The sequence below is a fragment of the Candidatus Poriferisocius sp. genome (assembly GCF_965219815.1).
GTDB lineage: Bacteria > Actinomycetota > Acidimicrobiia > Acidimicrobiales > Bin134 > Poriferisocius.
On the sequence record NZ_OZ244791.1, the window covers coordinates 2,845,432 to 2,869,938 of the forward strand.

Here is a 24,507-nt window from a genome sequence, read left to right on the forward strand (position 1 = left end):
GTGAGTCACACAGGATGCAAGCGCTCCAAGGTCTTCTAACGGGACGAATCGCACGGTCAGGGGTGGAGTTGCTCGCCTCGTTCCGACCGCGTCGGGCCTTTCCCGCCGTGATGGTGCTCTCCATCGTCACCGGGGCTCTCGTCGGGCTATTGGTGGCCGGCTTTGAGCAGCTCACCGTCGAAGTGCTGCTCAAGAGGCTCTTGGAGGGCCCACTTTGGTGGCAGGCGGCGGCTCCGGCCATCGGCTTGTTTGCCGCCGTCACAATCTTGCGCTATCTCGGACGGGGCACCTCCCCATCGACGTCCGACGAGTATGTGCGCGCCTTCCACGAACGCCATCCCCGACTGCCCCTATCCCAACTTCCCGCCAAGCTCCTCGCCGGTGTGGCCACCATCGGCCTGGGGGGTTCGATGGGGTTGGAGGGCCCCTCGGTATACGCCGGTGCCACTGTCGGCCACAGCACGCAGGGGCTGTTTTCGCGATGGTTGCGCCGGGAGGAAGCCAAGATGCTGCTCACCGCGGGAGCGGCTGCTGGCATCGCCGCCGTGTTCAAGACCCCGGCAACCGGGGTGATCTTCGCGTTGGAAGCCCCATATCGCGACGACGTGGCTCGCCGGGCCCTGTTGCCCGCCCTGCTGGCATCGGCCTCCGGTTATCTGGTGTACGTGGCCATCCTGGGCACTGATCCGGTTATCGATCTGGGCAGCCACAGCGGCGATCTCAGCATCATCCATTTGGGCGGAGGGGCGCTGCTTGGCCTCGTGGCCGGTCTTGGGGGACGGGGATTCGCCTGGCTGGTGCGCCAAGCCAAAGGGCTCGAACTGCACTACCCGGTCATGGTCAGGATCCTGGTGGGCGGTGCGGTGCTGGCTGGACTGGTGGTGGCGACTGAAGCAGTGTTCGACCAGCCCCTGAGCCTGGGTCCTGGGGTGGAGGCCACCCAATGGCTGCAAGACGACGATCACACTCTGCTTCTCATCGGAAGCCTGCTTGCCTTCCGGGTGATCGCCACCCTCACCACCGTGGGCGCCGGAGGCACCGGCGGGCTGTTCATTCCCCTGGCCGTTCAGGGGGTGATTGTGGGCAGCTTCGTGGGCCAAGCATTGGGAACGGCCGACATCGGGCTGTACCGCACGCTGGGGCTGGCCGCCTTCTTGGGCGCTGGGTACCGGGCGCCAATCACCGCAGTGATGTTCGTGGCGGAGAGCACCGGCGCATCAGTGTTCGTAGTCCCCGCGCTCATCGCCGCCGCAGTGTCGCAGCTAGTAGCCGGATCCAGTTCGGTGGCTTCCTATCAGCTCGACAAGCGGGAGGGTCTGGTGGAGCGCCGGCTCGCCCTGCCCCTCACCTCCGCACTCACCACCGACACCCTGACCGTGCCCCCCGACGCCACGGTCAGTGAATTGGTGTACATCCATCTTCTTGGTCGACGCGAACGAGAAGTGCCGGTAGTCGACGGTGGAACCTATCTCGGGATGTGCGGCTTGGAGCAGATGAGCGATCTAGAACGCGACGTGTGGAACGACACGCTGGTTGCCGACATCGCTCGGCGCGATCTTCCCACGGCCCGTCCGTCTTGGACATTGCGCGATGCAGTGGCCCAGATGGACGCCAACGACACCGACCAACTGCCGGTAACCGATGACGACGACACGTTCATCGGGGTGGTGAGAGCCGACGACATCCTTCGACTCGATGAGATCCTCGATGAGACGGAAGGAGTGTGACCGGGGTCTAGTCAGACCGGCTCAATTGAGGAAGAACTCGTCTTGGAAAGACGGGCTCAGTCGGGGAATAACTCGTCGACGCTGTCAGCGCTCGGGGTGTCCCGGTATTCGCACCAGGGCTTTGCCCCTACCTTCACTAGTCGGCATTCCTCACCGGGGATGGCTCCACACTCCACGCATGGATCCTCGTTCTCTTCGAACATAACGTCGAAGTCGTCGCTTGTGTGCTTCAGCGCACGAGCTTCTTCGTAGCGACGGTGGCGTCCCTTTTTCATGGGCGGCTCCGCAATATCAAGCCGGCGGCCATTTAGCTCCGGCAGCAGGGGGAACTCACCCCCTAACGTCTCATAAGGGCCAGTCTAACCACTCGGTTGCCGTATCTTGCACACCGCTAATTCCAAGAACGCCTGGCCGCGACACGCAACTAAGCATCGAGAACTTTGTGGCGAGCCTCTTCAGCACTCACCAAGGGCCGATCGGTGGACCACGGAAAGTTGATCCATTGGTCGGTGCGCTTCCACACGTAGTCGCACTTCACCAGGGAATGCGACTTCTCATAAAGCACCGCGGAGCGCACATCGCCAACCCGCTCAACACAGAAGTCGTAGACCATTTTGAGCGTGTGACCGGTGTCGGCCACGTCGTCGGCAATGAGGATCTTGGAGTTGCGATGGTCCACCAGGTCAACGGCGGGAGGCAGCATCACTGGAACGGGAAGCCGCTCATCCACCCCGGTGTAATACTCGCAGTTCATCACGTAGATGTTCTTGATTGACAGGGCATAGCCGAGTGACCCTGCGCAAAAGAGGCCGCCTCGGGCGATGGCCAAGATCATCTCTGGCCGGTAGCCGTCGTCAGCCACCAACGCCGCCAATTCCCGGACGGCCCGACCATAGGAATCCCAGTCAAGCCACTCCCGGTCTGCTGCTTCGCTCATGTGCTTCCTTTCGATGAGTCGGGGGAAATCGGTTTCAAAGAGCGCTCCTCATTCATGTGTTTCCTAAATCGGTCGCCCTGAGCGCTCCTCAAGCGTGAGCCTGCCTTGGCTGTCGAAGGCTACTGCCGCGGTCCCGCTCAACAATCGCTGGACTGGTGCCGCGATGATGTCGGCTCGCCACCCCTTGAGAGCTCGACAATCTGGATCGCCCCGCAACAGAGCCTCGATATCGCTGCGAGTGGCTACTAGGGCTGGATCGATATCGGCGTCGGCGGCGTGCTGGGCAGCCCACGACGTGATGAGGCTGACCGCCGGCTTGAGCGCTGGATCCAACCTGGGCGACTTGCTGGCCGGCTCGACCGCCAATTCAGCGTCTTTGAGCCCGTCGAGGAAGGCCAACAAATCCTTGTCGGCGCCCTTACGTAGGTTGCGAGGCTCGACACCCCGTATCTCCCGCAACTGGGCGAGTGACTTGGGCATGCGCTGAGCCACAGCCGCAACACCCAGATCCGACAGCACATGGCGAACGGGCTTATTCAAACGGGCGGCATACTCTTCCCGCCATCGGGCCACTGCTTGGGCTATCCCCCTTTGTCGACCCTCCATGCGACGGACCTCTTTGATCCGGTGCCATGCGGTTTCAGGAGACCGGCCTGCGTCGGCCCGTTTCAACAAGAGCGCACACTCTTCCTCAGCCCATTCCAGACGGTCTCGGGCATGCAGTTCTTTCTGCAAGATGTCGCTGATCTCCAGCAGGCGCTCCACATCGGCTGCGGCATAGGCCAGCATGCGATCGGGCAGTGGCCGCTGAAACCAGTCGGACAGACGAGCTTCCTTGGCCAATTCCACCCCCAGCAGGCGATCGTGGAGTGTGGCCAGCGAAGGCGAGCTGTAGCCGATGAACCCGGCCCCTATCTGAGTGTCGAAAATCCTTTGAGGCCGCGTCCCGCACTCGTGGTAGAGGACCTCCAAGTCCTGCTCCGCGGCATGGAGCACGGCAAGCCCCTCACCGTCCAACAGCTTGGCCAGCGGGTTGATTGGAACGGCCAACGGATCGATGATGGCCAGCTGATCGTGCCAGGCGATCTGGACCAGTGCGAGTCGGGGGTAATAAGTGCGCTCCCGGTGGAATTCGGTATCCAAGGCATAGGCATCTGCGGTCGATGCATCAGCCACCACCGCGGCCAACTTGCGCCGAGAGGTGACTACGGCTTCCACTCTGTCGAGGCTAACGGGCTGGGTGGGCTCAGCCGAGGTCTTCGGGTGTGTCGACATCTGCCACCGCCGATGGTGGCGCGGGAACGTCGACAACAGCCAATTCATCGAGCAGCGAGGCAACCGCGCGCTGGCCGGATTCGAACAGGCGCTCGGCCAGTGCTGCGGCTTTGGTATCGATGGCGAGGGGAAGATAGTGGCGCCGTTGGTCGCTGAATACGGCCGCTGAGGGAGCGGCGGCCGAAGACTCGCGAACTGCCCGCACCAGCACCGCCACATCCTCAGGGCTGATAGCAGGGAGATCACAGGGCAAAACCACCGTTACCGGATGATCGGCCAATTCCAGCGCGGTGGCCACAGCCCCAAGAGGACCCTCGCCGGGCCAACGGTCGGAGATGTGCCGGGCATCGGCTAAGGCCGCAGCATCCTCTAGACGGGGATCGTCGCCGCCGACGACAAATCGCTGCGATGCATCGGCCAGTGCCTCCAAAGCGCAATCGATCAGTCTTCTGCCCCCCACCGGGATAAACGCCTTATCCGCGCCCATCCGTCGGCTCTGTCCTCCCGCCAGCACTGCACCGGTGAAGCCGGACTCGATTTCTAGCCTCCGTAGTTCATGCGGGTGTCTTCCATCCGCAGAACGGGGGTGTCTTCGTCGTGCTGGAAGCCGCAGTCGACCACTTCGCCAATGAACAGAGTGTGGGCGCCAGTGACCACTGCGTCGCGCACCTCACAGTCGACATAGGCGGGAGCGCAGTCCAAGATGGGCGCGCCGGTAACCCCGTCGTGGAAGCCGAAGCCGTTGAGGGTCATGGCCGCCAAATCGACTTCCACCGGCTTGGTGAACTTGCGCACGATCGCCCGGTCTTCTCTGGCGATCGTGCAGAGGCTGAACACTCCGCCCTCGGAAATGAGCTCGTGGGTATAGGCGGGATGCTCCACGCCAATGCCCACCAGCTTGGGCTCGAAGGCCAACTGAGTGGCCCAGTTGAGGGTCATGCCGTTGCGCTTCTCCCCGGCCCGCGACCCCACTACGTACAACCCATAGGGCAAGCTCCACAGCACCCTTCTGCGGAGTCGGTCGTAGGCATCTTGAGCCTCAGGATCGTCCCCTACATGATCGGGGTAGGGGCCGATGGGTCCGCTGCCACCTGGCGCTGCCACGTCAAGCCCTCCAGTCCGCTGGAGGCCACGACGGGTCGAGTTGGTGCAAGAAGAGAAGGCAGCGCTCCTCCTCATCGGTCTCCCCGATCGCCGCCGCGGTGGCCTGCAATCCGGCCAAGGCCCGCAGGAAGCCCCGGTTCACCTCGTGGGCCCAGCGCACATAGCCCGATCCTCGCCAGCCATTCTGGCGCAACCGGTCCAGTCCCCGGTGATATCCCACCCGGAAGGCGGCATACGCCTCGGCCTGGTCCCGGGCCAGCAATCCCAGCCGAGCCCAGCCGTCCAGGAAACGGGGAAACCGGGCAACCACTTCGGCCACGGCTTCCCTTCTTTGGGCCTCGTCCGCACCCATCGCCTCGGCCAGCGCGAGCAGCGCTTCGGCGGGCTCAGGATCCAGAACGGTTTCGGGTGGCCCTGAGCGGGTCAGATTCACCGGCGCATCAGTCATCGGCCGAATTCTTCTACGGTCAGTGGATGCGCACCAAGCGCAGCACGTCGGTGGCTTCCTCCATGCCGGCTAGAACGGCAACTACATCCCCAGGGACAACATGCCCGGCTTCTTTGGCCAGGCTCAATGCCTCGGCCACTCGAGCCTCGTAGGTGCCGGGCTCGCAGGCCAGCATGGGGGTGACTCCCCAGCTCAGAGTGAGCTGCTGAACGGTGCGCTCGGAAGTACTGAACCCCAAGATGGCTGCCTGAGGGCGGAACCGGGCCATCGACCGCACAGTGAACCCCGATGCCGAGATGCATACGATGGCGGCCAGGTTCAGCTCGTTGGCCGCGGTGGCGGCGGCACCGGTCATGGCGTCGGTGACTGAGGTGGGGGCGTCGGCATCGGTCATGCGCAGGCGGCGGATGTTCTCCCCCCAGCGGACGTAGTCGAACTCCTCGTCGGCCCGCTCGGCGATTCGGGCCATGGTGGCCACCGTGGCCGCCGGGTGGGCCCCGATTGCGGTCTCGGCCGAGAGCATCACTGCGCTGGTGCCGTCGAAAACCGCGTTGGCCACATCCGACACCTCGGCCCTTGTCGGGGTGGATGCCTGGACCATGGAGTCCAGCATCTGGGTGGCGGTGATCACGGGCAAGCCCCCGGCGATGCAGTCTCGAATGATTCGCTTCTGAAGGTGAGGAGTCTCCTCCAACAGGCATTCAGTTCCGAGGTCGCCGCGGGCCACCATGATGCCTGCCGACGCCTCGATGATGTCGTCCAGGTTCTGAACGGCCGCCTGGGTCTCGATCTTGGCGATCACCAGCGGGCCGTCCGGATGGGGTTCCACCTTCACCCGGCGTATGTCGTCTCCCGACCGCACGAACGAAACAGCCACCATGTCCACTGCTTCACTTACGAACGCGTCCAGGCACTGCAAGTCCTCAGGCGTCGGCGTGGGCATACTGAGCCGGTCGGAGGGGATCCGAAAGCCGGGCCGCCCGTGGATCACATCACCGTGAAGGATCACGCCGGTGGCCTTGTCTGCTGACACGTCGGCCACTTGCAGCCGCACTTGTCCGTCGCCCAGCGCTATTTGGTCGCCAACGGCGATGTCGTTGAGGAGATCTTCATATTCCACTTCCACCACGGAAGCGGTGCTCTGGGTGTCGCCCACCCTGATCTCCACTTCGGTGTCGGCCCGCAGCTCCACGCCTTCTTGGCCAAAACTCGCCGTTCGCACCTTGGGGCCGGGCAAGTCCACCAGCACCCCCACCCGCCGACCCGCCTCCTGGGCCACCTGGCGCACGAGGCGCATCCGACCGAGGGCCTCGTCCAGCGTTCCATGAGCCAGCCCGATGCGAGCCACGTCCATCCCCGCGTCCACCATGGCCCGCAGCATCTCGGGCGATTCCGATGCCGGGCCAATAGTGGCGATGATCTTGGTTCGGCGGGGCACGAGATTTAACGCTACCGCCCAGTCGGGCTGAATTCGCGGTCTATAGGAAGCCGGCCTCTTCCATCAATTCATGCGGGCACGAGCCAGGGTGGCCAGTCGTTGAAGCTGGTCCTCATCATCGTCCTCGGCAACTTGGGCCAACTGCTCGAACCGGCGGGCGGCCTGGTCGAATCGGCCCCGCTCCATGTTGATCATGCCGAGTTGTCTTGCCTCGCCGGCTGGAACCGATGGACACATCGTCCGCAACTCCAGCACCCACTCCAGATTGGCGTAGTCCTTGTTCTGGGCGTAGATCGCCCGAAGGTTCCCCAGCATTCTCTCCATGATCGATGAGTGGTCCACCGGTGCCAGATAAGCGGGGTGGAAGCCCTTGTCACCCCCGGTGATCTGGTGGAAAAGCTGCTCGCAACCTTGGGCGTCGAGCAGCGCTCCCCCGGCATACACGTCGATGAACACGTCGGTCTCGTTACGATCCCGGATCAGGAAATGCCCTGGCAGCCCGATGCCGTCAAAGTCATTGCCGGAGAGCTGTCCAATGGCGATCGTGAGTACGGCAAGGCTGATGGGAATGCCGGTGCGCCGGTGTATGACCTCATTCAGGAAAGAGTTCCGCGGGTCGTAGTAGTCCGCCCGGTTGCCGTGAAATCCCAGTTCGCTGAACAGTGAATGCAGCATTCCGTCTCGGCTAGAGCGGTCGCAGCGATCGACCAGTGCGTGGAGCCGGTCGAGTTCGGCTTGGAGATCCATCCCAGGGCAGCCGTGAGCGGCAATGCACAGCGCGCCCTCATGGAGCGCGAACTCCTCGTCTTGGAGCAGTTGCCTGAACTTCTCCGCGGGATCCCAAGCCACGAATAGTGAATCTACTCCGACTACTACTCTTTCGCTGGTGAGTGCTTGGCCGTTCTTGGACCATGACGGCCCGATTCCCATCGCCCACAGGGGGGGCGCCGCGGAGGGGCCGGAGAACACCATGGCCGCGTTCGCCGCCGCCATCGACCTCGGCTACCGATATGTCGAGACCGACGTACACGCCACCCGCGACGAAGTGCTGGTGGCGTTCCATGACGAGGGGTTGCAGCGCCTCAGCGGACGGCCCGAGGCCATCGCCGACCTGAATTGGCGGGATCTGAAAACGGTACGAGTTGGCGGTGGACACGCTATTCCTTGCTTCGAGGAACTCTTGGAAGCCTGGCCCGACCTCCGTATCGCGGTCGACCCCAAACACGACCAAGCCACCGCGCCGCTGATCGGCGCCCTCCAACGCGCCAAAGCCGTCGACCGTGTCTGCGTCGGCTCGTTTTCCGGCCGCCGACTGGCCCTCGCCCGGCGGTTGGGAGGATCCCGCTTGTGTACCGGACTGAGTCCCAAGGAGGTCGGCCAACTCCAGGCTGCATCGGCTGGTTTGCCAGTAAAGGTCAAGGCCGGCGCGTGCGCCCAGGTTCCTCCAAGCGCCAAGGGTGTTCCGCTAATCCACCAGCGATTCGTGGACGCTGCCCACGCCCAAGAACTTGCAGTGCACGTGTGGACCATCGACGATCCCGACGAGATGCACCGACTCCTCGACATGGGGGTGGACGGCATCATGACCGACCGGCCCACCGTGTTGCGCGACGTTCTTGTGGCGCGCGGGATGTGGTCCTGAGGGTCGATTCAAGCTCCAAATCGGGCTTATGCCTGTGGTTAAATCCAGGTTTCTTGGGGATTTCTACTCACAGCAGTGGAAAACCCTGTGGATTTCGTTTTTCCGCTTGACCTGGGTTTTTTCCGCGCTATGGTATGCCCACCTACCAGAGACAAGCGGGGTGACTCGAGAGAGCAAGCGCCCGAAAGGGCGAAGGTTCACAAGAGTCCGCAGGGTCACTGGAACGGGCCGAGGAAGTCGGTGGCACCACCGAAAGCCAAGGACCGGGAAGGCGGCCAGGTGCCGCGAGGGTCTGGGAGGTAGGAACCGGGGAACCGGGGGCGCAAGCCCGCTGAGGCTCCGGGACCGAATGGGACGGCCCCGAGAAGTCGACCGGTTTCGACCGGGAGGCTACTCGGGGCCTCCTTCTTTTCTGACGAGTCTCAGAACCTGCCCACCGGGACTCGGGGCCTCCTGGTTTTCCCTGGCGCTTCGCTACTCAGGCAGTGGGCCTAAGTAGGGTGAGCGCCGTGAGCGGACCCGCAGTAGCACTGCTGCACGGACTGGCCGGATCGGCCCGCAGGACTTGGGGAGACAATGCCTGGCTCGACCTTCTGGCCGATGCGGGCCGAGAGGTGATCGGGGTGGACTTGATGGGCCATGGCACCGCCCCCAAACCCCACCATCCCGAGGGTTATGCCGATTTCGAACAGCATGTGATTGACCACTTTCCGGAGGCACCCATCGACGCCATCGGATTTTCGCTGGGGGCCTACACCCTGCTGTCCATCGCGTCCAAGACCCCGGAGCGGTTCCACCGACTGGTGGTTTCCGGGGTGGGCAAGAACCTCTTCGAGCGGGACGAGGACCACAGTCGCATGATCCTTCACGCCGTCACCGGCGAACCCGACCCCGAAAACCCCGAAGCCCTCCACTTCTCCACCTTGGCCGACGATCCCGAAGCCGACCGGGAGGCACTGGCCGCCCTGTTGGCCAGCCGCACCGCCTTCGACACCGATTGCCTGGCCGATGTCGCCGTGCCCACCCTTGTGGTTGTGGGCGATAAGGACTTCGCCTACCCCGCCGACCAGTTGGTCGAAGCCCTCCCCAACGCCCGCCTCGTCGTCCTCCGGGGCGTCGACCACTTCGCCACCCCCAAGTCATTCGACTTCATAGACGCCGCCCTCGATTTCCTCGACGCCCGCCCCTTCTAGAGGAGGGGCTAGCGGAGCTGTTGGGCGGTTGGAACTAAGGGCGTGGGAAGGAGGGTGTCGCCGGTTAGGTATTCGTCGACTGCCGCGGCAGCGGCCCGACCCTCGGCGATGGCCCACACGATGAGGCTCTGGCCTCGGCCGATGTCGCCGGCCACGAACACGCCGGGAACGGTGCTCATCCAGTTGTCGTCGCGAACCACGTTGCCCCGGCCGGTGAGCCCCACCCCGAGGTCGTCAAGCAGACCGCCGGTCTCGGGGCCGACGAAACCAAGGGCCAATAGCACCAGATCGGCCCGAAACGCCCGCTCGGTGCCCTCGATGGGATTGAAGCTCATCCGCCCGCCCTCGAACGACTGCTCTACATCCACCGTGTGCAATGCCTCCACTTTGCCGCCCGATCCGGTGAACTCCACGGTGTTGATGGCATAGATCTGGGTGCCGCCCTCCTCGTGAGCCGACGACGACCGGTACATGAGCGGCCAGGTGGGCCACGGGGTGGAGTCGTCCCGCTCGTCGGGCGGGCGGGGCAGGATCTCGAACTGGTGGATGGAGGCTGCCCCGTGGCGGTGGGCGGTCCCCAGGCAGTCGGCGCCGGTGTCACCTCCGCCGATGATGATCACGTGCTTGCCCTCGGCTGAGAACGGGTGCTCTTCCAGATCACCCTCCTGCACTCGGTTGGCGGGGGGCAGGTATTCCATGGCCTGATAGATGCCCTCGAGTTCCCGACCCGGAATGGGCAAATCGCGCCACTGGGTGGCCCCGCCGGCCAGTACCACCGCGTCGTACTGCTCGGTCAACTCGGCCGCGCCGATGTCTACTCCTACGTTCACCTCTGTTTTGAAAACCGTTCCCTCGGCCTCCATCTGGGCCAGCCGGAGGTCGAGATGGCGCTTCTCCATCTTGAATTCGGGAATGCCGTAGCGCAACAGCCCGCCTATGCGGTCGGCCCGTTCGAACACCACCACATCGTGGCCCGCCCGAGTGAGCTGCTGGGCCGCGGCCAACCCTGCCGGCCCCGACCCCACCACCGCGACCGAGCGGCCAGTACGGTCGTCGCACACCACCGGGGTGATCCACCCCTCCTCCCAAGCTCGGTCCACGATCTCCACCTCGACCTGCTTGATCGTCACCGGGTCTTCGTTGATCCCCAGCACGCACGCGGCTTCGCACGGCGCCGGGCAGAGCCGCCCGGTGAACTCGGGGAAATTATTGGTGGCGTGAAGCCGTTCGATGGCCTCCCGCCAGTGGTCCCTATAGACGAGGTCGTTCCAGTCGGGGATCAGGTTGCCCAGAGGACATCCGTTGTTGCAGAACGGAATCCCGCAGTCCATGCAGCGCGAGGCCTGAGTGCGCACCGACTCGGCATCGAAGTCCCGGTAGACCTCGTTCCAGTCTTTGATGCGCACCGGTACCGCTCGGCGAACGGGCAGCTCCCGACCATGCTTGATGAACCCCCGGATGTCACCCATGGGCGGCCGCCATGATGGCTGCTTCGGCGTCGGTGCCGGTCCGCTCGGCCTCGGCCAGCGCGGCGAGCACCCGCTTGTAATCCTTGGGCATCACCTTCACGAAGCGGTCAGCCTCGGTGGCCCAGTTGGCCAATATCCGCTCGGCCACGGCCGAGTCGGTGTTCAACATGTGCTGGCTGATGCGGTCCCGCAGCCACTCCCGGTCACCGTCGTCGGGCGTCTCCAAGTCCACCATCTCTGGGTTCACCTTGGCGGGAAACACCCCGTCAGGGTCGTGTACATAAGCGATTCCGCCCGACATGCCGGCACCGAAGTTCCTGCCCGTGGGACCGAGCACCACGGCCCGGCCGCCGGTCATGTACTCGCAGCCGTGGTCCCCCACACCCTCCACCACCGCGACGGCACCGGAGTTGCGAACGCAGAATCGCTCTCCCACCAGCCCTCGCAGGAAGAGTTCGCCGCTGGTGGCGCCGTAGCCGATCACGTTGCCTGCAATCACGTTTTCCTCGGCAACGAACCGGGCCTGCGGATAGGTGGTCACGATGATGCGCCCGCCCGACAGGCCCTTGCCCACATAGTCGTTGGCATCGCCGGTCAGCTTCATGGTGATGCCTCGGGGCAGAAACGCTCCGAAGCTATTGCCGGCCGACCCGGAGAAGTTGATGCGGATGGTGTCGTCGGGCAAGCCGTCCGCTCCCCATTTGGACGTCACCTGATGGCCGAGCATGGTGCCCACTGTCCGGTTCACGTTGCCGATGGGAAGGTCAATCTCCACCGGGAGGCCGTCTTCCAAAGCGGACTCGGCCATCAATATGAGCTGCTGGTCGAGGGCGCGATCGAGGCCGTGGTCCTGAGGCTGCGTGCAGTGCCGGTCGGCCTCAGAATCGATGTCAGGGGCATACAGGATGGGCGACAGGTCGAGCCCCGACGCCTTCCAGTGGTCCACCGCGTCGCTCACGTCCAAGCACTCCACCCGCCCGATAGCTTCCGCCAGGGTGCGGAACCCCAGCATGGCCAATAGCTCGCGCACCTCCTCGGCGATGTACTCCATGAAGTTGATGACGAACTCCGGTTCGCCGGTGAACTTCTTGCGCAGCTCCGGATCCTGGGTGGCCACCCCCACCGGACAGGTGTCCAGATGGCAGACCCGCATCATCACACACCCCGCAACCACCAAGGGCGCGGTGGCGAACCCGAATTCCTCGGCCCCTAGCAGCGCCGCGATCATCACATCTCGGCCGGTCTTGAGCTGGCCGTCGGTCTGCACCACGATCCGGTCCCGCAGCCGGTTCAGCAACAGTGTCTGCTGGGTCTCCGCCAACCCCAGCTCCCACGGGGTGCCAGCGTGCTTGATGGAGGTCAACGGCGAGGCTCCGGTGCCCCCGTCGTGACCCGAGATGAGCACCACATCGGCGTGGGCTTTGGACACCCCCGCGGCCACCGTGCCCACTCCCAGTTCCGACACCAGCTTCACGTGGATGCGGGCTTCAGGGTTGGCGTTCTTCAGGTCGTGGATGAGTTGGGCTAGATCCTCGATCGAATAGATGTCGTGATGCGGGGGCGGCGAGATCAGCCCCACGCCGGGGGTGGAGTAGCGGACCTCGGCGATCCAGGGCCACACCTTGTGGCCCGGAAGCTGGCCGCCCTCGCCCGGCTTGGCCCCCTGAGCCATCTTGATCTGGATGTCGTCGCTGTTCACCAGGTATTCGCTGGTCACCCCGAACCGCCCCGACGCGGCCTGCTTGATGGCCGAGCGGCGCAGATCGCCGTTGGGGTCGGGCACATAGCGGGTGGGATCCTCGCCCCCTTCGCCGGTGTTCGACTTGCCGCCGATGCGGTTCATGGCGATGGCCAGAGTCTCGTGGGCCTCGGCGGAAATCGATCCGTATGACATGGCCCCGGTGGAGAACCGGGTGACGATGCTGGAGATGGGCTCCACTTCCTCGATGGGAATCGGCTCTCGCCGCCCAGTTCGGAATCGGAACAGCCCTCGCAGGGTGGCCAGGCGCTCCGACTGGGTGTCTACTTTCTCGGTGTACTGCTTGAAGATGTCGTAGCGGCCTTCTCGGGTGGCGTGCTGGAGCTTGAACACCGTCTCGGGGTTGAACAGGTGGTACTCGCCCTCCCGGCGCCACTGGTACTCCCCTCCTCCTTCCAGGGTGCGGTGGGCCCGTTCATCGGGGTTCTCCGGGTAGGCGATGCGGTGGCGAAGCCGCACCTCCTCGGCAAGCTGGGGGAAGCCGATGCCGCCTAGGCGGCTGACCGTGCCAGTGAAGCACTCCTGGATGATGGGGTGCCCAAGGCCGATGGCCTCGAAGATCTGGGCCCCCACATACGACTTCACCGTGGAGATGCCCATCTTGGACATAACCTTCAGCACACCCTTGTCGCAAGCCTTGATGTAGTTGCGATGGGCCAGCGCCTTGTCGTCGTCGGGCAAGAAGCCGCACAGACCCTCGTCGATCATCTGGTCGATAGTCTCGAATGCCAAATAGGGGTTGACCGCGGTAGCCCCGTACGCCAGCAGCAAGCAGATGTGGTGTACCTCGCGGGCGTCGCCGGTTTCCACCACCAAGCCCACCCGGGTCCTGGTCTTCTCCCGAATGAGGTGGTGATGTACCGCCGCGGTGGCCAGCAATGAGGGGATCGGGGCCGAATCGAGACTGGCCCCCCGGTCGGACAGCACGATGATACTCTTGCCCGCATCAATGGCTCGGCTCACCTGCTCCCGGATGCGCTGGATGGCGATCCGCAGCCCCGGCCCACCGTCGTCCGCCGCATACAGGCAAGGAACGACCTCAGTGGACCAGTGGCTATGGCCTCCGGGTCCGTCCACCTCCACCAGGTTGGCCAACTGCTGGTCGGTGATCACCGGGTGGGGGGTGAAGATCTGGCGGCATGATTCGGGCTGGGGATCGAGCAGGTTCCCCTCGGGGCCGAGCCATCCACAGGTGGCGGTTATGATCTCCTCCCGGATGGCGTCCAGCGGTGGGTTGGTCACCTGGGCGAACAACTGCTGGAAGTAGTCGTACAGCAAACGAGACCGGTTGGAGAGAACAGCCACCGGGGTATCAGTGCCCATCGACCCCAGCGCCTCTTTGCCGTCGCGGGCCATGGGGGCTAGCAGGATCTTGAGCTCTTCATGGGTGTAGCCGAACATCTGTTGGCGAACCACCAGCGGAGTGTCATCGGGCTCGGGCAGCGGGCGGTCGACCAGATCGTCGAGATCCACTTGGTTGTCGGCCAGCCACTGCCCATAGGGGTGGGCCGAGGCCAACCGCTCTTTGATCTCCGTGTCCCGCACGATGCGGCCCTCAGAGGTGTCGATCAAGAACATGCGGCCGGGCTGCAAGCGGCCCTTCTCCACGATCGCCGCCGGGTCCACGTCCATCACCCCGACCTCCGACGCCATGATCACCAGGTCGTCGTCGGTTACCCAATAACGGGAAGGACGCAGGCCGTTGCGGTCGAGCACCGCGCCGATCAGCGTGCCGTCGCTGAACACGATGTCGGCGGGCCCGTCCCACGGCTCCATCAGCGAGGCGTAGTAGCGGTAGAAGGCCCGCAGCTCTGGCGCCATCGACTCATGGTTCTCCCACGGCTCGGGGATCATCATGAGCACCGCCTGAGGCAGCGAGTAGCCGCCCATGTACAACAGCTCCAGTACCTGGTCGAAGCTGGCGGTGTCGCTCACCCCCTCGGCGCACACCGGGAACAGCCGCTCCAGGTCGCCAGGGAGGTGGGGTGAGCTCAACAGCGCCTCACGGGTCCGCATCCAGTTGCGGTTGCCCTGCACGGTGTTGATCTCGCCGTTGTGGGAGATGAAGCGGTAAGGGTGGGCCAGCGGCCAGGACGGGAAAGTGTTGGTGGAGAACCGGGAATGGATCATGGCCAGGGCACTGGTCACCCGGGTGTCGCTCAGATCGGAGTAGAACTCTCCGAGCTGAGGGGTGGTGAGCATGCCCTTGTAGACGATGGTTCGGTTGGAGAGGCTGGCAAAGTAGCCATAGGTCAGCTTGCGGGTCTTCGACCCCAGTGCCCCAGTATCGGCCTGGTCATCGGTCTCATAGGCGACCTCGTTGCGAATGCGGGTGCGCACGATGTAGGCCTGCCGCAAGAGGGCATCGGCATCGAGCCCGTCGCCAGAGTAGAACGGCTGCCAGAACGAGGGCATGGTGGCCAGCGCCTGCGCCCCCAGGTCGTCGGGACAGGTGGGCACCTCCCGCCATCCCAGGGGAGTCAGCCCCTCGTCGACAGCGATGGCGTCCATGGCCGCTCGGGCATGGGTCGCGGCCTCGGGGGTGTCGGGGAGGAAACCGATGCCGGTGGCGTAGTGTCCCGCCGGCGGCAGATCGAAGTCGCACACCTGGCGGTAGAAGTTGTCGGGCACCTGGATCAGCAATCCCGCGCCGTCGCCGGTGTTCACTTCCGCGCCCAGCGCCCCCCGGTGCTGGAGGTTGCACAGCGCCCCGTAGCCCACCGACACAATCTCGTGTCGCGGCCGGCCCTTAAGGTCCACCAGAAAGCCCACCCCGCAGCCGTCGTGCTCGTTTCGGGGGTCGTAAAGCCCCTGGGGGTGTGGCAGACCGGGAGGCTGCGGCCAGTTCCTCATTGCGTCCTTTCCAGCGTGTTTGCGGTGCGCGCCGAGACGACATTGGCCAGCGGCAGGGCTGTAATTTTACCGCCGCAACCCGGTCCCCTACCAAGTCTGTTCTGCTCGGGAGACTCCCAGGAGGCATGATTACAGGGTGGAATCGTCTGTTGATGATGAGGCTGGAGTGGCTGGAGTGAACGAAAACCGCGGCATTGACGGCTTGCTCGACTTCATCGACGCCTGTCCGACGCCTTTCCACGTGGTCGATCGAGCGGCCGATGTCCTGAGGGCTTCAGGGTTCACCGAAATGGACGAAGCCGACGAATGGCCTGACGCCGTCGGCAGCCGCTACGTGCGCCGGGGCGGCAGCCTGGTGGCGTGGCGGCACCAGACCAGCGATGCAGGCTTTCGAATCATCGGCGCCCACACCGACAGCCCTAACTTGCGCATCACTGCCCAGCCCGACACCGGTCAGGCCGGTTATCGGCAACTCGGCGTGGAAGTGTACGGGGGCGCGTTGCTCAACAGCTGGCTGGATCGCGATCTTGGGGTGGCCGGTCGAGTAGCCACTCCAACGGGCACACGGCTGTTCTGTATCGATCGGCCCGTGCTCCGAGTGCCCCAACTCGCCATCCACCTCGACCGGGAGGTCAACCAAAAGGGGCTGCTGCTCAATCCCCAGACCCACATCGTCCCCGTATGGGGGCTGGGGCTGCGCACCCCCGGCGAATTCGCCTTGACGGCGGCCGAGGCGGCCGGTGTCGATGCCGATGAGGTGCTGGCCTGGGATGCGATGCTCCACGACCTCACTCCATCGGTGATCGGCGGCATCGACGGCGAGTTCATCTATGCCCCTCGCATCGACAACCAGGTGTCGTGCTGGGCCGGTCTCCAGGCCCTGATCGACGCTCCAGCCGACTCGCCTCCCAGCGCAGTGCTGTGCCTTTTCGACCACGAAGAGGTCGGCAGCGCCTCAGCACAGGGGGCCGCGTCCACCCTGCTGCCCACCGTGCTGGAGCGAATTGTCGGCAGCCGCGGCGCGCTGCATCCCGCGCTGGCCCAGTCGCTGTGTGCGTCGGCTGATGGGGCCCACGCCACCCATCCCAACTATCCCGAGCGCCATGAGCCCGACCATCACATAGCCATGGGCGATGGACCGGTGATCAAGCGCAACGCCAACCAGCGCTACGCCACCGACGCGGTGGGCGAGGCCGCATTCGCCGAGGCGTGCGAGAAGGCCGGAGTGGGCCACCAACTCTACGTCCACCGCGGCGACATGCCCTGCGGTAGCACGATCGGGCCGTTCGCGGCCTCTACTACCGGGGTGACCACCATCGATGTCGGCGTCGCCCAGCTTTCGATGCACTCGGCCAGGGAAATGTGCGGTGCCCAGGATCCTGTGGACTTCGCGCTGGCCCTCAGCGCATTTCTCAACGTCGCAGGTTGACTCGGGTCAGCCGACGGGTCCGCTCGTAGGCCGACACCACCACCAAGAAGATGGCGAAGAACTCCAGGCGGCCGATGAGCATCATCGACATCAGCACCGCCCGGGCTGGACGGGAGAACACCAAGTAGTTGGAGGTGGGCCCGGCGTCGCCCAGAGCGGGTCCCATATTGCTCAACGCGCTTATGGCCGCAGACGAGGAAGTGATCAGGTCTTGACCCAACGCGGCCAGCACCAAAGTGGCCACAAGCGCTGACAACGCGTAGAGGGCCACCAGCCCCGCCACCCGCTGGAGTATCGGCTCCGACACCACCATTTGGCCAAGCTTCACCCGTGCCACCACCCTGGGATGCTTCACTCGCAGCAGCCCGACCCGCATGTATTTCGCCATCACTTGGGCCCGCAACACTTTCAACCCCCCGGCGGTGCTCCCGGTCATGCCCCCCATCACCATGAGGGGCAGCAGCAATGCCTGTGCCCCCGGCGTCCATGCCGCGAAATCGCCGCCCGGATTGGCACTGGAGGCGTTGCCGAAACCGCCGCTGGTGCCCAGGGTCACCGCGCCGAAGATCCCGTTGCGGAGACTGTTGGCCAGATCAGACAAGTCGTTCAGCCAGTTCAGCAGGGACGCGAACAAAGCGACCGCGAATATCACAAGGAGATAGGTGCGAAACTCAGAAGACCTTCCGTAAACCCCCGGGTTGCCTGACACCGCCCGCCAGTGAAGGGTGAAGCTCACCCCTCCCACCAACATCCCAACAATCATCACCGCTTCCACCGCGATGCTGTCGAAGTGGCCGATGGAGTCGTCATAAGGCGAGAAGCCCCCGGTACCTGCGCTGGTGAAGGCATGGGCCACTGCGTCGTAGAGGCTCAATCCGGCGATCATCAGGGCGGCCGCTATTGCAAGGGTGATGCCGCCGTATAGTGCCCACAACCTCCGAGCGGTGGAACTCACCCGAGGCGCCAGCCGGTCGGACGTGGGACCGGGAGCCTCCGCAGTTATGAGGCTGAGCCCTCCAACCCCCAGGAACGGCAGAATGGTCACCGCCAGCACCACCATGCCCATGCCGCCGTACCACTGCATGATCTGGCGCCACATGAGCACGCCTCGGCCCGTCCCCTCTATGGGGCTGAGCACGGTGGAGCCGGTGGCGGTAACGCCCGACACCGCCTCGAACAGGGCAGTGTCGAAGCTCCCCAGGTCGCCAGAAAACCACAGCGGCAGCGCGGCGAATAGCGACAAGCCGATCCACGTCCATGCCACCGCCGCGAAGACCGAGGCCGGGGGCATGTCCTCGTCGAGCCGAGTGAAGGCCACCAACAGCCCCCCTCCAACAAGCGTGACCAGCGCTCCCATTCCCAGGGCAATCTCATCGTTCGATACCGACGACCCCCACTCCACCAGGGTGGCCAACAGCATCCCCGGCACCATGAACAGGAGCCCCAGCCCGACCACGAACCCCACTCTGCTGGTCACATTCCAGGGTCGGTCCACCAGCAGTTGGGACACGGCCCATTTCACCGCGGCCCTCCCCTTACGGGCAGCCGTCAATACCGTGGTCATGGCGCCAGCCTCATGTCTCCAGCCTCATCGCCCTGGCCTCATCGTCTCAGTCGCATCCGCTGGACCTCGCCTATACCCCAGCCGATCACCACCACCACCGGATAGATCGACAGCCGGCCCAAGAACATCAGGGCAATCAACACCCCTCGAGCCGGGGCGGCCAGCACCGTGGCATCGGCAAAACCCGAGAGATCGCCCAAGCCAGGTCCGGCGGTAGCCAGTGCGGAGATCGACCCCGACACCGCGGTCGGCAAGTCTCCCCCCAACGAGGCGATGCCGAACACCCCCGAGGCGGCGGCCAGCACCCACAGAATCTGGAAGTTGTGAACCCGGGTGAGCGAGGCCTCCGAAGCCACCGCTCCCGACACCCTCACCGGCACCACCGCCCGAGGATGGAGTTGCACCACCAGCTCCCGCCGTACGATGCCCAAAATCTCGATTACCCGTAGCACCCGGAAACCGCCCCCGGCCGAGCCCGCCATCGAGCCCACCCCGATAAGCAAGAGCAGCAGAATTTGGGGCGCGGCCACCCAATAGCCCCAATCTGCGACTCGGAAACCAGTTGTGCTGATCGACGAGGTGACGACAAAAAACGACTCTCGGATGGTGTCGGCACCCCCGCCGGTATCGGTCCACGTCCATGCCGCCACCAGCACCGTCGACCCAATAATCAGGCAGGCGTAGAGCTTGAGCTCGGTCGATCGCCACAAGGCCTGCACTTTCCCCCGCACCATCCATACCAACGCGGCCACCGACACGCCGGCAAGGGCCATGGCTCCGGCGCCCACCCACTCGATTGCTGCTGAGTCGAAGTGGGCGAATGAGTCTCGGTAGTTGGCGAATCCTCCGGTGGATGCGGTGGTGAGCCCGAAAGTGGCGGCGTCGAACACGCCCATACCCGCCGCGTAGTAGGACGCAAACACCAGGATCGTGAGGCCCATATAGGTCAAGACCACCCGTTGGGTGTTGTGCGACCACGTCCTCGCCAGCACTGCCCGTCGCCCTCGGCCCTCGGCCACCTCACTCAGCCGCCGCTGTCCCCCGAAGGCCGGCACCACCACTAAGGCGAGCATCAGGCCGCCCAAGCCGCCCAGCCACTGGGTCAAGGCCCGCCATGTGAGCAGCCAGGTGGGCAGCGCCTCGGGGTCCACCACGGTGAGAGAGGTAGTGGTAAAGCCAGCCACCGACTCGAAGATGGCGTCGTCCACCCCACTTATCTCTCCCGAGGCCAGGTATACCACGGTGGAGATCACAACAAGGGAAGCGGCCGTGGCTACGACGGTGGTCAGCACCCTGACTGCGGACCGGTGCCAGGGGAAGCGAACCCGAGACGGGTCGCTCATTCCAGGCTCACCCGAAGAAGCGCTTCACTTCGTCCACGGTGTCCGGCCGGGCAGGATCATGTCCTATCACCCGAAGAAGCGCTTGACTTCGTCAACCGTGTCAGGCCGGGCGAAAACCACAATGTGGTCGCGGCTGCGGAGCTGGCTGCGACCCCGGCCGATCTGTGCCTTGCCGTCTCGCACATAGGCGCCAACGAGCACGTCCTTGGGCAGACCCAGCTCTCTCACCACGGCCCCATCGGCCTTCGACCCCGCCTTGATCTCAACCTCGATGACCTCGAAGTCACCCGACAGGTAGGTGGCCACTTGGGCCACCTCGCCCCGCACATAGCGGAGCACTCCGTTAGCGCTGGCCGTGCGGGGCGACAACGCCACGTCGATGCCCACATCCCGAAGCAGCGTGCGCAGCGCCAAGTTGTGCAACACGGCGATGGTCCCGCTCGCTCCCATCGACTCGGCATACAGACAGGCCAGGATGTTGGCGTCGTCTTTGCCGGTGAGAGCGATCACTGCGTCGAACTTGCCGACATCCTCGGATTCCAGCAACTCGGCGTCGGTGATATCGCCGTGGATCACCAGCACTGCATCTAGTTCCTCACTCAGCGTCTGGGCCCGCTCCAGATTCCGCTCGATGAGCACCACCTCGGCATGGCGCTCACTCAGTCGCCGGGCCAATATCTCGGCCGTCCGGCCCCCGCCGAGCAGCATCACCCGGCGATGGGTGCCCGGCGCCAGACCCAAGAGCGGCAACAGCGTCGATCGGGCCCGCCGCTTACACACCACCCGCAGAAGATCACCGGGCTCAAGTGTGGTATCGGCCCGGGGAATCTGGGTCTTGCCCTCACGGGTGAGCACGGCCACAAGGAAGTCCCAGTCGGGCTCATACTCTTCGGCAATATCGACCAATCGCCGGTTAGCCCAGGGTGCGTCGGCGGTGAGCTTCGCCCCCACCACCACAACCTCCCCATCGGCCATCACCGTGACGTCGGTGGCCCCCGGATATGACAGGAGGTCCATGATCTCGTGGGCGGTCTCCTCGTCGGGGTCGATGATGGTGTCGGCCTGCATCGCCTCCCGCAGCTCCCGGGCGTCCTTCTCCCGCAGGTTGCGGGCCTGGATGCGGGCGATGGTGCGTTCCACGCCGTGCTGCTTGGCCAGCAAGCAGGCCACCAGGTTCACCTCGTCGTGGGCGGTGACCGCCACCAGCAGGTCGGCCTTGTTGATGCCCGCCTCGACGAGAACGTGAGGATGGGTGCCGCTCCCCTCCACCGCCAACACGTCCAGGTCTTCAGCCAGGCTGTGCAGCTTCTTGGCGTTCACCTCCACGACCGACACGGTGTTGCCCTCTTCGCTCAAAATCTGAGCGACGTGGGAACCCACCTCGCCAGCGCCCACGACCACGATGCGCACTGCTACATCCTTACTGAAAATCCACGGGGGTGCGAGCACTCCCCCGGTTCTGGGCTCGCACGCCGATCACCGGCGGGCCCGGCGCGACAGCGCTTTGCTGAACACCCGCACCCGCTCTTCGGTGACCACCGCATCCATGGTCACATCGCCGGGGTGGGACGGCACCCCATCCACGAGCTGGCACTCATAGGCCAGCCCCACTACCAGCGGCTTGGCTGGGCGGGGCCCGTTGAGCAAAAAGGACAGCGCCCGGTCGTAGTAACCCTGGCCCCGACCTGCCCTATGGCCAGCGGCGTCGAACACCACCACAGGGGCGAACACCACATCAAGCTCCCGGGCCGACACCAAGAGTTGGAGGTCGACATCGGGCTCGGGAATCCCAAACCGGTTGAGCACGAATGAAGTGTCCGGCCCGGCGGGGGCGAACTGGATGGGAGCGGGATCGCGCATCACCGGGAAATACACCTCGATGTCCCGCAGACGGCAAGCGGTCACCAGTGGGGCCGGATCGATCTCGCCGTCGTCGGCCACCGTGGCTGACACCCGACCCACGCCGTCCAGCCAGCCAAGGGAAGTAACCGCGTTGCATACTGCTCGCGCCGCACCCTCGGGATCAGAAAACGAGCGCCGGGCCTCCCGGGCTTCGGTCCGCAACCGGCTGAGGCTGACCACGGTTCCAGATTATCGCTAATGACCCGAAATTGGTTATCCCAAATGGCAACCTTGGCAGGTCATATTCTCGCTGGCTAACTTCGCCTAGTTATCTCAAACAGGGGGTCAACGTGGACGCCGTACCGTACCTTGCCGGATTGAGCGCGATTCTTGCGCTCGCACTCGCTTTCCTCTTCTACAGGCTGGTGAAATCGGCCCCGCCGGGCAACGACCGCATGGTCCATCTCATGAACGAGATCCAGTCCGGGGCTCGGGCCTTCCTCAAGCAGGAGTACACCTGGGTGGCCGGCTTCGTGGTCATCATGGCGATCCTCATCCCCTTGCTCACCGGCGTGGAGCTCACGTTCATCAGCTACATCCTGGGCGCGGTACTCTCGGCGGGGGCTGGGTACGTGGGCATGACAGTGGCCACCATGGCCAACGCCCGAACCACTCAAGCGGCCACAGAGGGACCGGCCAAGGCGTTGCCGCTGGCTTTCCGGGGCGGCGCGGTCATGGGCTTTTCGGTCGCTGGACTGAGCCTTCTGGGCCTGGCTTTCACCTACTTGCTGTTCGTGGAATGGCTGTCGGTCGACGACCCGTTCGAGATCTTCACCGCCTTCGGGCTCGGGGCCAGCTCCATCGCCCTGTTCTCCCGCGTGGGTGGGGGCATCTACACCAAAGCCGCCGATGTCGGCGCCGATCTGGTGGGCAAGGTGGAGGCCGGCATTCCCGAGGACGATCCCCGCAACCCGGCCACCATCGCCGACAACGTGGGCGACAACGTGGGCGACGTGGCTGGCATGGGCGCTGACCTGTTCGAGAGCTACAGCGGGTCGATCATCGCTCCTATCGCTCTGACCGCGTTCTCTTTCGCCGTGGCCGGAAGCGAAGCCACGGGCAGTGATATCGGCCTAGCCCAGCTCATGTTCCCCTTGGCCGTGGCCTTTGTCGGGATGCTGGCCGCCATCGTGGGCTCGTTCGCCGTGAGGGGCAGCACCCAAGCCGACGTGAAGAGCCTGTCCCGCCAACTCCACATGGGCACCAACGTGGCCATGGGCCTCACCGTCATCGGCACCATCCTGGTTGGACTTTGGTTCTTCTCCGGTGACGACTTCGACGGCTGGTGGGGCCTGCCCATCTCGGTGATCGGCGGCCTGTTGGTGGGCTGGGCCATCGGCAAGGTGGCCGAGATCTGGACGAGCGACCATTACCCACCGGTCCGCAAGATTGCCCAGCAGTCCGAGACCGGGCCGGCCACCACAGTGCTGTCGGGGATCAGTGCGGGCATGGTGTCGGTAGCCGCCTCGGTGATCCTCATCGCCGCTGGCGTGCTGGTGGCCTACTGGGGTGGCCAGCAAACGCTGGGCGACACCACTGGCGCGGGCATCTACGGGATCGCCGTGGCCGCCATCGGAATGCTGGCCACCACCGGCGTGGTGGTGTCGGTGGACGCCTACGGTCCCATCGCTGACAACGCCGGGGGCATCGCCGAGATGTCCGAGCTCGACCCCGAGGTGCGCGAGGTGACCGACGCCTTGGACTCGCTGGGCAACACCACCGCCGCCATCGCCAAGGGATTCGCGGTGGGCTCGGCCGCGCTGACCGCCTTGGCTCTGTTCAAAACCTTCGAAGTCGCGCTCCAACTCGAGGATCCCGGTTTCACGCTCTCGCTGGACGTGGGCCAAGTTGATGTGTTCATCGGACTCTTCCTGGGAGCAATGCTGCCGTTCTTGTTCGCCGCTCTCACCATCGATGCCGTAGGGCGGGCGGCCAACAAGATGATCGAGGAGGTGCGCCGCCAGTTCCGAGAGATTCCCGGTCTGCGGGAAGGCGCTGAGGGAGTCAACCCCGACTCGTCTAGGTGCGTGGCCATCTCCACGCAGGCATCGCTGCGAGAGATGCTGCTGCCCGGCGCCTTGGCAGTGGCCGTACCACTAATCCTGGGGTTCATCGACGTGGACACCCTGGGCGGCTTTTTGGCCGGTGCCCTGGTGACCGGCTTCGCTCTGGCCATCTTCATGGCCAACGCTGGCGGGGCCTGGGACAACGCCAAGAAGTACATCGAGGCCGGCGCCCACGGCGGCAAGGGCTCCGAACCCCACAAGGCCGCCGTGGTGGGCGACACCGTGGGCGATCCGTTCAAGGACACCTCAGGGCCGTCGATGAACATCCTCATCAAGGTGATGACCATCGTATCGCTGGTCTTCGCCTCAGCGTTCGTCTGATCCGGCCCCGTAGCGGTCTCGAACATGGCAACATGAC

At 64.7% G+C, this 24,507-nt stretch carries 19 protein-coding genes; 5 read left to right on the plus strand and 14 right to left on the minus strand.

Annotation, left to right across the window (positions count from 1 at the left end):
- The first annotated feature begins 62 nt into the window (after positions 1 to 62).
- On the plus strand, positions 63 to 1,727 hold the full coding sequence (locus ACOQPI_RS13680) for a chloride channel protein (protein WP_420620178.1): 1,665 nt from the start codon (positions 63 to 65) through the stop codon (positions 1,725 to 1,727).
- Positions 1,728 to 1,783: 56 nt separating this feature from the next.
- Here ACOQPI_RS13680 and ACOQPI_RS13685 read toward each other — a convergent pair whose 3' ends face one another.
- The 8 genes from ACOQPI_RS13685 to ACOQPI_RS13720 all read right to left on the minus strand — a co-directional run bounded on the left by ACOQPI_RS13685 (position 1,784) and on the right by ACOQPI_RS13720 (position 7,778).
- Positions 1,784 to 2,002 (minus strand): hypothetical protein, encoded by a 219-nt coding sequence (locus ACOQPI_RS13685; RefSeq protein ID WP_419851027.1) that lies wholly within the window; start codon positions 2,000 to 2,002, stop codon positions 1,784 to 1,786.
- Positions 2,003 to 2,151: 149 nt separating this feature from the next.
- Positions 2,152 to 2,664 carry a phosphoribosyltransferase gene (locus ACOQPI_RS13690; RefSeq protein WP_420620179.1) on the minus strand — a complete coding sequence of 171 codons (513 nt, stop codon included), beginning with the start codon at positions 2,662 to 2,664 and terminating at the stop codon, positions 2,152 to 2,154.
- A 63-nt stretch (positions 2,665 to 2,727) separates the two neighbouring features.
- Positions 2,728 to 3,882, minus strand: a complete 1,155-nt coding sequence (locus ACOQPI_RS13695; protein ID WP_420620180.1) for a ribonuclease D — start codon at positions 3,880 to 3,882, stop codon at positions 2,728 to 2,730.
- A gap of 28 nt (positions 3,883 to 3,910) precedes the next feature.
- Positions 3,911 to 4,453, minus strand: coding sequence for a molybdenum cofactor guanylyltransferase (gene mobA, locus ACOQPI_RS13700; RefSeq protein ID WP_420620181.1), 543 nt, complete (start codon positions 4,451 to 4,453; stop codon positions 3,911 to 3,913).
- Positions 4,454 to 4,479: 26 nt separating this feature from the next.
- A complete protein-coding gene (locus ACOQPI_RS13705; protein ID WP_420620182.1) occupies positions 4,480 to 5,043 on the minus strand; it encodes a flavin reductase family protein in 564 nt (187 codons plus the stop codon).
- Between the two features lies 1 nt (position 5,044).
- Positions 5,045 to 5,491, minus strand: a complete 447-nt coding sequence (locus ACOQPI_RS13710; protein ID WP_420620183.1) for a DUF3151 family protein — start codon at positions 5,489 to 5,491, stop codon at positions 5,045 to 5,047.
- Positions 5,492 to 5,510: 19 nt separating this feature from the next.
- Positions 5,511 to 6,929, minus strand: coding sequence for a pyruvate kinase (gene pyk / locus ACOQPI_RS13715; RefSeq protein WP_420620184.1), 1,419 nt, complete (start codon positions 6,927 to 6,929; stop codon positions 5,511 to 5,513).
- A 63-nt stretch (positions 6,930 to 6,992) separates the two neighbouring features.
- Positions 6,993 to 7,778 carry a SirB1 family protein gene (locus ACOQPI_RS13720; protein ID WP_420620185.1) on the minus strand — a complete coding sequence of 262 codons (786 nt, stop codon included), beginning with the start codon at positions 7,776 to 7,778 and terminating at the stop codon, positions 6,993 to 6,995.
- A 37-nt stretch (positions 7,779 to 7,815) separates the two neighbouring features.
- Between ACOQPI_RS13720 and ACOQPI_RS13725 the strand changes: the two genes are divergently transcribed.
- Positions 7,816 to 8,571: a glycerophosphodiester phosphodiesterase gene (locus tag ACOQPI_RS13725; RefSeq protein WP_420620186.1), complete on the plus strand. Its 756-nt coding sequence runs from the start codon at positions 7,816 to 7,818 to the stop codon at positions 8,569 to 8,571.
- Between the two features lie 509 nt (positions 8,572 to 9,080).
- Entirely contained in the window at positions 9,081 to 9,764 is a 684-nt protein-coding gene (locus tag ACOQPI_RS13730; protein WP_420620187.1) for an alpha/beta fold hydrolase, read from the plus strand.
- 8 nt (positions 9,765 to 9,772) lie between these two features.
- Here the strand turns inward: ACOQPI_RS13730 and ACOQPI_RS13735 are convergent, their stop codons facing one another.
- A complete protein-coding gene (locus tag ACOQPI_RS13735; protein ID WP_420620188.1) occupies positions 9,773 to 11,233 on the minus strand; it encodes a glutamate synthase subunit beta in 1,461 nt (486 codons plus the stop codon).
- The gene (gene gltB / locus ACOQPI_RS13740) at positions 11,226 to 15,818 is read right to left on the minus strand and encodes a glutamate synthase large subunit (protein ID WP_420621044.1); all 4,593 of its coding nucleotides are present in this window, start codon (positions 15,816 to 15,818) and stop codon (positions 11,226 to 11,228) included. Before gltB ends, ACOQPI_RS13735 begins: the two co-directional genes overlap by 8 nt.
- Before the next feature lie 202 nt (positions 15,819 to 16,020).
- Here gltB and ACOQPI_RS13745 point away from each other — a divergent pair, with 202 nt between their 5' ends.
- Entirely contained in the window at positions 16,021 to 17,274 is a 1,254-nt protein-coding gene (locus tag ACOQPI_RS13745) for a M18 family aminopeptidase (RefSeq protein ID WP_420621045.1), read from the plus strand.
- On the opposite strand, the gene ACOQPI_RS13750 is transcribed toward ACOQPI_RS13745, so the two are convergent.
- The 4 genes from ACOQPI_RS13750 to ACOQPI_RS13765 all read right to left on the minus strand — a co-directional run bounded on the left by ACOQPI_RS13750 (position 17,258) and on the right by ACOQPI_RS13765 (position 22,263).
- A complete protein-coding gene (locus tag ACOQPI_RS13750) occupies positions 17,258 to 18,838 on the minus strand; it encodes a TrkH family potassium uptake protein (RefSeq protein WP_420620189.1) in 1,581 nt (526 codons plus the stop codon). The genes ACOQPI_RS13745 and ACOQPI_RS13750 overlap by 17 nt on opposite strands.
- Positions 18,839 to 18,876: 38 nt before the next feature.
- Complete coding sequence (locus ACOQPI_RS13755) at positions 18,877 to 20,181, minus strand: TrkH family potassium uptake protein (protein WP_420620190.1); 1,305 nt, start codon at positions 20,179 to 20,181, stop codon at positions 18,877 to 18,879.
- Positions 20,182 to 20,247: 66 nt separating this feature from the next.
- Positions 20,248 to 21,591 carry a Trk system potassium transporter TrkA gene (gene trkA, locus ACOQPI_RS13760; RefSeq protein ID WP_420620191.1) on the minus strand — a complete coding sequence of 448 codons (1,344 nt, stop codon included), beginning with the start codon at positions 21,589 to 21,591 and terminating at the stop codon, positions 20,248 to 20,250.
- Between the two features lie 66 nt (positions 21,592 to 21,657).
- Entirely contained in the window at positions 21,658 to 22,263 is a 606-nt protein-coding gene (locus ACOQPI_RS13765; RefSeq protein WP_420620192.1) for a 5-formyltetrahydrofolate cyclo-ligase, read from the minus strand.
- 110 nt (positions 22,264 to 22,373) lie between these two features.
- On the opposite strand from ACOQPI_RS13765, the gene ACOQPI_RS13770 reads away from it, so the two are divergent.
- Positions 22,374 to 24,470, plus strand: coding sequence for a sodium-translocating pyrophosphatase (locus ACOQPI_RS13770; RefSeq protein ID WP_420620193.1), 2,097 nt, complete (start codon positions 22,374 to 22,376; stop codon positions 24,468 to 24,470).
- The last annotated feature ends 37 nt before the right edge of the window (positions 24,471 to 24,507 follow it).